The following is a 13,035-nucleotide window of genomic DNA, read 5'->3' as shown; positions in this document are numbered from 1 at the left end:
AATCGTATAAAATACAAGCTTCAGTTTAAAGACGCTTCAGACAATACAATGACTATTGCATTAGGATATGACCAAAATGCAAGTCCAGCTTATGACAGAGGTTATGATAGCGAAAGGTTTAATACGCTATCCAATCAAATATACTGGACTATTCCAGATAAAGAATTGTGTATTCAAGGATTAAATAATTTTGATGTTTCAGAAGAAATTCCGTTAGGAATAAACATTAGTAACACAGGAGATTATACGTTTAAAATAAGCGAAACTTTAAACTTTCCAGCAAACGAATCTATTTATTTAAAAGACAATCAGAATAATACATTTTATGATATCACGACAACACCAGTAACGCTGTATCTTACCGATGCTACTGATCAAGCAAGATTTTCTATAGTCTATCAAACTTCAGAAACCTTATCAAACCCAGATTTTAATCAGAATGATAACACAGTGTATTACAATATCAGTAATGATAATTTAGTATTATACGGAATAGAAGATTTACAATCAATAAAAAGCCTGAAAATATATAACATTTTAGGACAAGCTATACAATCGTTTGATACTATTAAAACTCAAGAAGTATCTATGTCAGTATTATCTTCTGGAATTTATATTGCAGAAATAATAGAAATCTCAGGAGTAAAAACGACGCTTAAATTTGTGAAGCAATAATTACCTAATTAACAAAATATCAATTATAGTATGCTTAAAAATATCCCTTTAACTATAATAACCTTAGCATTATTATTACCGTTTACAATATTTTCTCAATCAGGTCCAGGTGGAGTTGGTTCAAATCAAGGTACTTCAGACTTAATTATATGGTATAGACCAGATAATGGATTGTCAACTTCAGGAACTTTAATCGATACTTGGACAAATTCAGCAGGATTACCTGCATTTGATATTAGTGAAACAGGTACAAGACGACCAACATTAAATACAGCAGCAGTTAATGGTTATGGAGAGGTTTCATTTGGAGGAAGTCAAAGGTTAAGAACCGGTTTAACTCTAACAACATCTAATTTTGTTATAAATCAAGCATCATCATTTATTGTAGCAAAAGCAGATAATACCTCTCAAACATCTAGTGTTTACACGACTGATCCATTGGTAGGTTCTACTAGGTTTTCTAATCATATTCCATGGAATGGAACTGTGTATTATGACATTGGTACATGTTGTTCGCAGACTGCAAGAATACAAGTAGGTGGCTTAACAGGTTTATTAAATTACTCTATTTGGTCTTATGATGCACATCCATCTACTGGTAAGCAACTTTATAGAAATGAAAATTTGTTACAATCTAGACCAGGAACGTCTACTTATAATTCGCATAGTTCTCAACGCTTTAATTTAGGAGCAGCAACTTCAGGAACAGGTGGGTTTAGAGGAGATGTTACCGAATTGGTTGTTTTTAAACAAAAAGTTAATGCGGCTCAACGTATAATTATAGATAATTATTTGTCAGCAAAATTTAATCAAGCCTTAACAGCAAATGACTTCTACCAACAAGACAATGCTGCCAACGGAAACTTTGATCATGACGTTGCAGGAATCGGTCAAGCTTCAGACGGTTCAAGTCATACAGACTCACAAGGAACAGGAATAGTTAGAATAAATACACCATCAACATTATCTAATGGAGATTATTTATTTTGGGGAGAAGAGACTAAAGATCCCACTTATAATTTTTCAACAGAAACAACTAATTACAGAGAACAATTAAATTCAAAATGGCGAGTTAGTAAAGTCGGTGATTTAGGTACAGTATCTGTTAGTTTTGATATTTCAGCAATAGATTTAACAGGTAAGCAAAGTTGCCAACCACTACAATTAGTCGTTAGTAATGATAGTAATTTTACATCACCAACCACATATGATTTAACAGTTTCAGGGACATCAGCTTCAGCATCAAATGTTGCTTTTTCAGATGGAGATTATTTTACATTACGTTACTTAGATCAAATCGTTTGGGATGGTTCAGCATATTTTAACGGTTCAGGAGCCTTAAATGCACCAGATACATCAGATTCTTGTTTAAAACTAACGGTTAAAGCAGGTAGTTTAGCACTTTTAAATGCAGATGCTTTTGTAAGAGAAGTAGAAGTAGAAGCAGGTGCTACTTTTGAAGTTGTAGATGGATTATTATTAGAAGTAGAAAATGGCGTTAATAACAACGGAACGATTCAGTTTTCAGGCGAAGCGCAATTAATACAAAACCACACAGGGACAAGCTTAAATACAGGAAGCGGAATTTTAAAAATGACGCAAGAAGGGACTACAAATTTATATAATTATAATTTTTGGTCTTCACCAGTAAATAGATCAGGAGATTGGCAAGTTAGTTATCTAGAAACCGCTTCAGGTGCAGTTGGATTTACAACAGGCTATGATGCCAACCCATCAGCTACTCCAATAGAGCTTAGTAGTTATTGGTTGTATACTTTTAATGATTTACTAGATAATTATGCTGGATGGCAACAAATAACACCAACCACAGGATTAATACCAGGTATTGGATATACTATGAAAGGTTCAGGAAGTGGAGCTCCATCAGGCGAATCTTATTGGTTTAACGGTACAGCAAACGATGGAGATATAACGATTCCCGCTTTAGCAGGAAACCAGATTTTAGTAGGTAATCCATATCCATCAGCAATTGGAGCTACACAATTTATAAATGACAATAATCCTATTACAGATGGTTCCTTATATTTTTATGAGCATTTTGAAACAAATAGTTCTCACGTATTAGCAGATTATCAAGGCGGTTATGCGACTTATAATTTGTTAACCTCAGTAGAGGCGCCAACACCAGCAGCAGGCGGAACGTCTTCCAAAGGCGCACCAAAAAATTCTGTAGCAGTAGGACAAGGGTTTTTTGTTAAAATTGCTAATAGTGGAAACATTCAATTTACAAATAGTCAACGTGAATTTGCAAGAGAATCGTTAAGCGAGTCTACATTTTACCGTTCTGCACAAGCCACAACAACGGACAGTCGTATAAAGTACAAGCTTCAGTTTAAAGACGCTTCAGACAATACAATGACTATTGCATTAGGATATGACCAAAATGCAAGTCCAGCTTATGACAGAGGTTATGATAGCGAAAGGTTTAATACGCTATCCAATCAAATATACTGGACTATTCCAGATAAAGAATTGTGTATTCAAGGATTAAATAGTTTTGATGTTTCAGAAGAAATTCCGTTAGGAATAAACATTAGTAACACAGGAGATTATACGTTTAAAATAAGTGAAACTTTAAACTTTCCAGCAAACGAATCTATTTATTTAAAAGACAATCAGAGTAATATGTTTTACGATATCACGACAACACCAATGACGTTATATCTTACAGATACTATGGATCAAGCAAGATTTTCTATAGTCTATCAAGCTTCAGAAACGTTATCAAACACAGATTTTAATCAGAATGATATTGCTGTGTATTACAATATTAGTAATGATCATTTAGTGTTAGACGGAATAGAAGATTTACAAGCAATAAAAAGCCTGAAAATATATAACATTTTAGGACAAGCTATACAATCATTTGATTCTGTTACAACTCAAGAAGTGTCTATGTCAGTATTATCTTCTGGAATTTATATTGCAGAAATAATAGAAACCTCAGGAGTAAAAACGACGCTTAAATTTGTGAAGTAATAAATGACTAGTAAAACCAAATATTCTTTGCTAACTGCTTTAGTTATAATTGCAACTTATGGGATTAAAGAATATCTTGACATTAAAGACAAAGCAGAAGTCGTTTTGCATGGTGAAACAGTAAAAACTGATACTAATCAATATTTTTTGCCTACTAGTACAACTGGTCAAATTGTACATCATGATGGTTATAGTTTAAGCTATAGCGAGCCACATGAACAAGCCGAATGGGTTGCTTATGAGCTTAAAAAAACGCATTTAAGTAATGCTGATTTTAAACGTCCTTATTTTGAAATTGATGATGCTGTAAAAACAGGAGCAGCACATTGGCGTAATTATAAAAAATCAGGATATGATCGTGGTCATTTGTGTCCTGCAGGAGATAGGAAGTATACTAAAGCAGCACATGACGAAACGTTTTTGACTAGTAATATTTCGCCCCAAACACATGATTTTAATGCTGGTGTTTGGAATAGATTGGAGCAAAAAACAAGATATTGGGCTAAAAAATATGATGGTGTTTTTGTAGTTACTGGAGGGATTTTAAAAGGGAAAATGAAAACTATTGGTGCAGAAAAAGTTGCTGTTCCTAATCAGTTTTATAAAGTATTGATAGACAATAATTCAGGGCAAACTAAAGTTATTGCTTTTTTAATGGATCATCAAGAGTCTGATTTACCATTGTATAAATTTGTTACTTCTGTTGATGAGATAGAGCAATTGACAGGAATTGATTTTTTCTCAGAATTAGATGATGATACAGAAGATAAATTAGAAGCTTCTAGTAGTTATAAAGGTTGGAGCTTTTAAATTTTATACTAAGCTTTAAGCTTTTGTTTTACTCCATTCCAGCGTAATTTTCTAATGTATTCTCCTTCGGTTTTAGTTACTGAGTAATCTGGTTTGTTTATTTTAGCTTTTAAATATCCAATAATGTAATCTTTGAAATAGCGGAAACTTTTCTTTTTAAAGCCCATTTTTAAAGCAGTAATTAAAGTTAATATAAATCCATAACGCATTTTGTACATCGCTTCACCTTGAAGGTATTTAGCACTTTTATTATAACTAGCTCCTGTTGGTTTTAAGTGCTTAACATGTAAAGAGTCATCTAAAACGATATTCCAGTTGTTGAATTTCGCTAAAAGCTCATCTATGGTGTCCCAACCCATTGCTGTTTTAAGCTGTCCTATGTCTTCAAAACATTCTTTTTTGTATGCTTTTAAAGCACCTCTAATGTGGTCTTTACTTGTAATAGATTCTAAAATCCAATCATCATTTTTTCTAATGTAGCAATAGCCAGCAACCATACCGATAGTTTTATCTTTATTAAAATGGAATGCTAAAGTTTCAAGATAATTTGAAGGAAATATCAAGTCGGCATCAAACTTACAAATAATATCATAGTCTTTGTTGGCTTTAGCGAAGCCTTTATAAAACGCATTAATGATTTTTGTACCTGGTAAATGCTTGTTTGACGAGGTGACATTTACCAATTTTATAAATTTGAAACGCTTTTGAAATTCTTCAACAATGCTCCTGGTTTTGTCAGTTGAATTGTCATTAACGACCACAATTTCATGTGGAGCTAATGTTTGATCAACCAATGATTGAAGTGTTAATCCAATAGATGTTTCTTCGTTATGTGCAGGAATGATAATTGAAAACTTCATATTATTTATTTGGAAATTCTTTCGGCATAAATAATATAATATCTTGGTGTAAACCATCTTAATATTGGTCTAATTCCAAGTTTTTTAGTTGGGTTGGTCCATTGTTTTCTATCAATAATTTTCCATCCCGTTTTTTCTAGTAACCAGTCTAATTGCCAATCTTCAAACTCATGGTAATGTCTGTCCCATTGGTCTGTTTTACTTCTATAAGCAGAAGCAAACCATAATCTAAGAGGTACACTTATGACTAATTTATTTGCCTTAATATTTTGTAAAACAGTAAAGGGATTAAGTAAGTGTTCAAAAATTTCAAAAGCTGTAACGACTGTGGCTTCAGAATTCTTGATGCTTGAAACATCAAAATCTAAATCTTCACCTTTAGTGTTTTCGACATTATAATTATTGTCTTTTAATATTTTAGTAAACGGATTTTTGACACCTAAATCTAAAAGTGATTCAGATTTTGATATATGTTTTTCTAAAAATTGATACGTTAATTTATAACGCTTATGCGGAAAAGTTTGTTCGTACATTAATATGTTTCATTTTAATTTCCGCTACAGCGAAAACCTATTGAAATTAGTGATCATTAATATTTGTAAACGATAGCATTAATATTCATACCAGCACCTACACTTGCAAAAATAATAATATCACCTTTATTAATGTTTTGATTGTCTAGTTTTCCTTTTAAAATTAAATCATATAATGTTGGGACAGTTGCAACGCTAGAGTTACCAAGTGTGTTAATACTCATTGGCATGATACCTTCTGGCATGTCCATGTCATGTAATTTGTAAAAACGTTTAACAATAGCTTCGTCCATTTTTTCGTTAGCTTGATGTATCAATATCTTTTTTATATCTTTGATGCCATAGCCACTGTTTTCTAAGCATGATTTTATGGCTAAAGGGACGTTTGTTAGAGCAAACTCGTATATTTTACGACCATACATTTTTATGTATCGACGTTGACTTGTAGATTCTGGTTTATTGGTTTCTCCAAAATATATGAAATGGGCTTCGTCTAATGCAAATGTTGCTGACTCATGTGCAATAATTCCTCCTTCTTCATCAGATTGTTCTACAATGACAGCACCAGCTCCATCGCTATAAATCATTGAGTCGCGATCGTGTTTGTCTATAACTCTAGATAATGTTTCTGTACCAATAACTAAACAGCGTTTGGCTATACCAGACTTAATAAAAGCATTGGCTTGAATAACACCTTCAATCCAACCAGGACAACCAAAAAGTAGGTCGTAACCTACACATTTTGGATTTTTAATTTGAAGTAAATGCTTAACACGAGAGGCTAAACTAGGGACTGTGTCACTTTGGTCAGAGTCATGTTTTACATCTCCATAATTATGTGCTACAATAATATAGTCAATACTTTCTTTATCTATTTTAGCATTAGTAATTGCTTTTTCAGCAGCATAAAAAGCGATATCAGAATTTAGTAATTCTGGTTTTATATAGCGTCTTTCTTCAATACCTGTTATTGCTTTAAATTTTTTGACAATAACTTCGTTAGGGCTATTTATTTTTGAACCATCTGCATTTAAAAATTCATGATTGTAAAAATCTTCATTTTTTTCTATGGTACTTGGAATAAAACTTCCAGTACCTGTAATCTTAATATTCATAAAAAGAAATTGCCTTTAATAATTTAACTGCTAAGATAAGCAGTAATAATTAAAGGCAATTTTAATTGGTTATTTTTTTACGATGTCCAACGCTTAATTAGCGTCTGCATATTCTTCTATTGGAGCACATGTACAAAATAGATTACGGTCACCATAAGCATCATCCACACGACGTACTGAAGGCCAGAACTTACTGTCTATCACGTAATCAAGTGGGTAAGCTGCGGTTTGACGCGAGTATGGTAATAGCCATTCATCGTTAGTTAACATAGCTAAAGTGTGTGGTGCATTTTTTAACGGATTATTATTGTCATCTTTAGTTGCTGCATCAATTTCTTTTCTAATAGAAATCATAGCATCGCAAAAACGATCCATTTCAGCATTACTTTCGCTTTCTGTTGGTTCAATCATCATGGTTCCTGCAACTGGAAAAGATACAGTTGGAGCATGAAAACCATAGTCCATTAAACGTTTTGCAATATCAACAACCTCAATACCATGCTCTTTAAATGGACGACAATCGATTATCATCTCATGCGCAGCACGACCTTGTTCTCCAGAATATAAGGTTTCATAAGCACCTTGTAATCTGTGCTTGATATAATTAGCGTTTAGTATAGCTATTTCGGTTGATTTTTTTAATCCTTCAGCACCTAACATTTTAATGTAGCCATAAGATATTAAGCATGCTAAAGCAGACCCAAAAGGAGCTGCAGAAATAGCTGTTATAGCTTGGTTTCCACCAGTTTTTACAACTGGATTTCCAGGTAAAAATGGCACTAATTGTTTTGCAACACAAATTGGTCCAACACCTGGTCCACCACCACCATGAGGTATAGCAAATGTTTTGTGTAAGTTTAAGTGACAGACGTCTGCGCCAATATTTCCAGGATTTGTTAATCCAACTTGAGCATTCATGTTGGCTCCATCCATATAGACTTGACCACCATTATCATGTATTAATTGTGTGATAGTTTTAATTCCAGACTCATAAACACCATGAGTAGATGGGTAAGTTACCATTAAAGCAGCTAGATTGTCTTTATGCAATTCGGCTTTTTCGCGTAAATCCTCTACATCAATATTACCATCTTCATCAGCTTTAGTAACCACAACTTTCATTCCAGCCATTACTGCACTTGCAGGGTTGGTTCCGTGAGCAGAACTAGGTATTAAACAGATGTTTCTATGATGATCGTTTCTAGATTCGTGATACGCTCTAATAACCATTAATCCAGCATACTCACCTTGAGCTCCAGAGTTAGGTTGTAATGAGGTACCTGCAAAACCAGTAATTTCAGTTAATTGATCTTCTAATGCTTTTAGCATTTGTTGGTAACCTTCAGCTTGATCTAAAGGAACAAATGGATGGATGCTTCCCCAATTTGGAGAACTTAATGGTAGCATTTCTGAAGCAGCATTAAGCTTCATTGTGCAAGATCCAAGAGAAATCATAGAGTGGTTTAAGGCTAAATCTTTACGTTCTAAACCTTTTATGTAACGCATTAATTCGGTTTCAGAATGATGCGTGTTAAACACGTCTAAAGTTAAAAACTCAGATTGACGTTGTATGCTGTCTTGTATATTGTTTGCCTCTGTAAAACTATCGATTGTTACAGTCGGCTTTGTTTCCGCTTCAGCGAAAATTGCTATAATTTGATTGATATCTTTTACAGAAGTTGTCTCGTTGATTGAGATTGTAACCGTATTGTCATTAGGATAATAGAAGTTAACCTCGTGCTTTTCTGCAATTGTTTTTACAGTTGAAGCATTAGCTGTAACCTGAAGTGTATCAAAAAATGAAGTGTTTAATTGCTCAACACCCATTTTAGTTAAGGCATTGGCTAATGTTGACGTTGCATTATGTACTTGATTTGCAATAAAAGTTAATCCTTTTGGTCCATGATAAACTGCATACATACCAGCCATAACTGCTAATAATACTTGCGCTGTACAAATGTTAGAGGTTGCTTTGTCACGTTTGATGTGTTGTTCTCTGGTTTGTAAAGCCATACGTAATGCTCTGTTACCATTAGCATCTTTAGTTACACCAATAATACGTCCAGGAATATCACGTTTGTAAGCTTCTTTAGTTGCAAAATAAGCTGCGTGTGGTCCTCCATAACCCATTGGAATACCAAAGCGTTGTGTAGTACCAACGACAACATCAGCTCCAAATTTACCTGGAGCTTCTAGTTTAACTAAACTTAAAATATCTGCAGCAACAGCTACTTTTATATTATTGGCATTTGCGTTTTCAATAAAACTTTTGATATCAGTAATTTGACCATCTTTTCCTGGATATTGTAATAAGGCTCCAAAAAAGTCTGATGTGAAGTCAAAGTCTGCTTCGCTACCAATGACAAGCTCAATACCAATTGGTGTCGCACGTGTTTGTAATAAAGATAAAGTTTGTGGTAAAATAGCATCACTAACAAAAAACTTGTTAATACCTGCTTTTTTCTGGTCACGTGCTCTAACCGAAAATAATAAACTCATGGCTTCTGCAGCAGCAGTACTCTCATCTAAAAGAGAGGCATTTGCTAGCTCCATTCCTGTTAAGTCCGTAATCATGGTTTGGAAGTTTAGTAATGCTTCTAGACGACCTTGAGCAATCTCTGCTTGATAAGGTGTGTATGCAGTATACCAACCTGGATTTTCTAAAATGTTACGTTGTATAACAGCAGGTAAAATTGTTGGATGATATCCTAAACCAATATAAGTTTTGTATGTTTTGTTAAGTTTTGACAGATTGTTGATGTGGTTAGTGTACTCGTATTCTGTCATTGCTTCGTCTAAATCTAAATCTTTTTCAAGACGAATTGGAGCAGGTACAGTTTGAGAAATTAATTGTTCAATTGAATCTGCATTTACTGTTTGAAGCATTAGTTTTTGATCCTCTTCTCTAGGTCCAATGTGACGTAATGCGAAAGCGTTTGTATTCATTGTGAGTTGTGTTGTTAATGTCCTAATTTAATAGGACTGACAAAAAATTATAGTTGCTTTTTTAATGTTTGCAAAATTAACGAAAACTAACAGTAAAATTTTGTTAAAAATTGAAAGTTTTCAACTAATCGACACCTTTATTAACAGATTAATTATTTTTGTGCTGTGAAGTGGTTAAAACAATTATTAGATTTTTACTTAAATAGCAGTATACATGTTGCTTTTGCAGTGTATGCTTTAAGTGTAGTGACTTTAAAAAGATTTGGTGTTAGTTATGATGTTAACGTATTGTTTTTTAACTTTTTTGCTACTATTACAGGTTATAATTTTGTAAAGTATTTTGGTATAGCCAAATGGCATCACAGAAGTCTTGCTAAGTGGTTAAAAGTGATACAGGTTTTTAGCTTACTATGTTTTCTTTTAATGTGCTTTTTTACTTTAAAATTACAGGAAGAAACATTAATTATCATTGCGATTTTTGCTGTAATAACTTTTTTATATGCCATACCTTTTTTACCTAAAACTTGGTATTTAGATACACAACAAAATTTAAGAGATATTAGTGGTTTAAAAGTTTATGTAATTGCCTTAGTCTGGAGTGGTGTAACAGTTGTATTACCTTTAGTAAATAATAAAGTTGCTTTTAGTGAAACGGTTATTATTACAGTTGCACAACATTTTGTTTTTGTGATGGCTTTAATGTTGCCTTTTGAGATCAGAGATTTAAGATATGATAGTATTAAGTTAGCTACCATACCACAAAAAATAGGAATAAAACGTACCAAAGTTGTAGGTTTTGGATTGGTCTTACTATTTTACTTTTTAGAATATTTTAAAGATAACATCCAAAGTAACTATTTGCTTATTACGTTTGTAATAAGTCTTATATTAGCTATGTTTATTTATTTTTCTGGTAATAATAGAAATAAATATTATGCCTCATTTTGGGTCGAAGCCTTGCCAATAATTTGGATGTTATTGATGCTTGTCTAATTCTTTATTGAAAGCAGATTTTATAGAGTTTTTTTCTGAAGAGGTTAAGTTTTTAGCCTTTACTTTATCAATTAAAGCTGTAAGTTTTGTGTTGTTTTTAGAGTGTTGTTTGCACATAGCACAAAATAGGGTGTGAAATTTAAATTTCACTTTTTCCCATAACGTTGCTTCATGGTATTGTGATTTGTCACAAATGTGTCCGGATTCCTCACAAGAAATCATAAATTTTTTCATCATTTTTTAAAACCAATTATTTTGTAAACAATCTGCCATAGATACTCGTGCTCTGTGTATTATGACCCATAGATTAGACGAAGTGATTTCCAATTCATTACAAATTGTTTCTGTTTCATAATTTAAAATGGTTTTCATTTCAAATATTTTAGCTTGTTTTTTTGGAAGTTTAGATAGACAACTGTCAATAGCATCTGCTAGTTCTGTGTTTTCTATTTGGTCTTCTGCAGTTTTGTCAAATGGATCTGCAACACGTTCTTCTAGCCAATCACCTTCGGTTTCATTATCACTATTATATGACATTCTAACTTCAGCCTTACCTTTGTTTGAGTTTATTTTACGATAATAGTCAATGACTTTTCTTTTTAAAATTGAAACTAACCAAGTGCGTTCACTTGCTTCTCCTTTAAAATTTTTCATACTTTTTAGACCTGCTAAAAAAGTTTCAGAGACTAAATCTTGAGCAATAACTCGGTCATTTACACGTGTTATAGTGTAATTAAACAGATAGTCACTGTATAAATCAATCCATTTATTAGGATCTATTTTATGGTTAGGCATATCATTTTTGTTTTTCTTTTTCAGGCTAAATGTAGTAAAATTAGAACAAAATAATTACTATTTTTTACAGGTAATAATTTAATACCTATAGTTGTTTAAATGTTAAACCTACAATAATGCATATAATTATTCTTTTTAATTCATATTCTACAATAAATCTTTTAATGCCGTTTGTATGTTTTTATATTTAAAAGTATAACCATTTTTAAGAAGTTTTTCTGGTATTACGTTTCTACTTTTAGTAACAAGCTCAGTTTCCGTTCTTAAAAAAAATGCTCCTAGTATTAATAGCCAAATAGGATGAGATACACCAAAAGGAATATTTAATATTTGTCTTAAGCTATACATTAATGTTTTATTATCTGTTGGTTCTGGTACGCAAAGGTTAAATACACCTTCTAAATTTTGGTCCATTAAAAATTGAATTGCATTTGTAAAATCGTCTTCATGTATCCAACTTACTTTTTGTTTTCCTGAAGCTTGTTTACCACCTAAACCAAATTTTGTCAATTGTCTTAATGGTATGATTGCACCTCCTTTTTTGCCTAAAACAATTGAAGTGCGTAATATTACTTTTTTTGTTTTTGGTGTGATTATGTTATTAAAAGTAGCTTCCCAGGACTTTGCGATATTCATAGAGAAATCGTCACCAATAATTCCGTTTTGTTCTGTATTTAGTTTATTGTAAGACCCTTTGTAGATTGTTGCAGTAGAAGAATTAAACCAATATTTTGGAGGATTATTACATAGGTTTACAGCTAATCCTAATAAATTTGTTGTGTCTATTCTAGAATTGTAGATTGCTTTTTTGTTTTTATCTGTGTAGCGACAATCAACAGATTTACCTGCCAAATTAATTAATGCTTCAGCGTTTTCTAAATGTTTAGTCCAAGGACCTAATGTTGTGCCATCCCAAAATATTTCATTTTTAGATTTTGGATTTCTGCTTAAAATTAAAACCTTATAATTTTGTTTTGTAAAGTGGTTGTTTAGTGTTTGACCTAAAAAGCCTGAACCACCTGCTATGATTATTGTTTTCATGATTTTGAGATATTATAAGTGATATATAGATGGAAAAAAGCTAAGAATAACGACATTATGGACCACATAAATAAAACTGTTAATTCTTCAACTTTCAGTTGTTTAAAAATATAATTAGAGTTATCGTTATGATTATGTAGCTAATAAATAGTACTCGGTTTGTTAGATCTAAAGCTTTAAATCTATTGATTATAATTACACTGATTACTATTTGTATAATTCCTAAAACGGGTAATGCTATTATTCCTCCCCAAAAGGTCAAACTAA

General features: G+C 32.4%; 11 protein-coding genes. 4 read left to right on the top strand and 7 right to left on the bottom strand.

Going from position 1 to position 13,035, the window contains the following annotated elements; genetic code table 11:
• The 3 genes from ITB9_RS08075 to ITB9_RS08065 form a co-directional block, all read left to right on the top strand.
• On the top strand, positions 1 to 675 hold a 675-nt coding region (locus ITB9_RS08075), incomplete at its 5' end, for a T9SS type A sorting domain-containing protein (protein ID WP_148638419.1).
• A 30-nt stretch (positions 676 to 705) separates the two neighbouring features.
• Positions 706 to 3,675, top strand: coding sequence for a T9SS type A sorting domain-containing protein (locus ITB9_RS08070; protein ID WP_054851827.1), 2,970 nt, complete (start codon positions 706 to 708; stop codon positions 3,673 to 3,675).
• 3 nt (positions 3,676 to 3,678) lie between these two features.
• Positions 3,679 to 4,485 (top strand): DNA/RNA non-specific endonuclease, encoded by an 807-nt coding sequence (locus ITB9_RS08065; protein WP_054851826.1) that lies wholly within the window; start codon positions 3,679 to 3,681, stop codon positions 4,483 to 4,485.
• A gap of 8 nt (positions 4,486 to 4,493) precedes the next feature.
• Here the strand turns inward: ITB9_RS08065 and ITB9_RS08060 are convergent, their stop codons facing one another.
• The 4 genes from ITB9_RS08060 to gcvP all read right to left on the bottom strand — a co-directional run bounded on the left by ITB9_RS08060 (position 4,494) and on the right by gcvP (position 9,939).
• A complete protein-coding gene (locus ITB9_RS08060; RefSeq protein ID WP_054851825.1) occupies positions 4,494 to 5,345 on the bottom strand; it encodes a glycosyltransferase family 2 protein in 852 nt (283 codons plus the stop codon).
• 5 nt (positions 5,346 to 5,350) lie between these two features.
• Entirely contained in the window at positions 5,351 to 5,878 is a 528-nt protein-coding gene (locus tag ITB9_RS08055) for a methyltransferase (protein WP_054851824.1), read from the bottom strand.
• Between the two features lie 56 nt (positions 5,879 to 5,934).
• Positions 5,935 to 6,993: a 3-oxoacyl-ACP synthase III family protein gene (locus ITB9_RS08050; RefSeq protein ID WP_054851823.1), complete on the bottom strand. Its 1,059-nt coding sequence runs from the start codon at positions 6,991 to 6,993 to the stop codon at positions 5,935 to 5,937.
• A gap of 93 nt (positions 6,994 to 7,086) precedes the next feature.
• Positions 7,087 to 9,939 carry an aminomethyl-transferring glycine dehydrogenase gene (gene gcvP, locus ITB9_RS08045; protein ID WP_054851822.1) on the bottom strand — a complete coding sequence of 951 codons (2,853 nt, stop codon included), beginning with the start codon at positions 9,937 to 9,939 and terminating at the stop codon, positions 7,087 to 7,089.
• Positions 9,940 to 10,104: 165 nt separating this feature from the next.
• Between gcvP and ITB9_RS08040 the strand changes: the two genes are divergently transcribed.
• A complete protein-coding gene (locus tag ITB9_RS08040) occupies positions 10,105 to 10,932 on the top strand; it encodes a hypothetical protein (protein WP_054851821.1) in 828 nt (275 codons plus the stop codon).
• On the opposite strand, the gene ITB9_RS08035 is transcribed toward ITB9_RS08040, so the two are convergent.
• The 3 genes from ITB9_RS08035 to ITB9_RS08025 form a co-directional block, all read right to left on the bottom strand.
• Positions 10,915 to 11,169, bottom strand: coding sequence for a hypothetical protein (locus ITB9_RS08035; protein ID WP_028291505.1), 255 nt, complete (start codon positions 11,167 to 11,169; stop codon positions 10,915 to 10,917). The two genes, ITB9_RS08040 and ITB9_RS08035, sit on opposite strands and share 18 nt — an antisense overlap.
• 3 nt (positions 11,170 to 11,172) lie before the next feature.
• Complete coding sequence (locus ITB9_RS08030) at positions 11,173 to 11,727, bottom strand: sigma-70 family RNA polymerase sigma factor (protein WP_028606743.1); 555 nt, start codon at positions 11,725 to 11,727, stop codon at positions 11,173 to 11,175.
• 147 nt (positions 11,728 to 11,874) lie between these two features.
• A complete protein-coding gene (locus ITB9_RS08025) occupies positions 11,875 to 12,768 on the bottom strand; it encodes a TIGR01777 family oxidoreductase (protein WP_054851820.1) in 894 nt (297 codons plus the stop codon).
• Between the last annotated feature and the right edge of the window lie 267 nt (positions 12,769 to 13,035).

The organism is Olleya sp. ITB9, assembly GCF_001315805.1.
GTDB lineage: Bacteria > Bacteroidota > Bacteroidia > Flavobacteriales > Flavobacteriaceae > Olleya > Olleya sediminilitoris.
The sequence above is the reverse complement of the archived record's forward strand: the minus strand, read 5'-3'. Positions and strand labels throughout refer to the sequence as shown.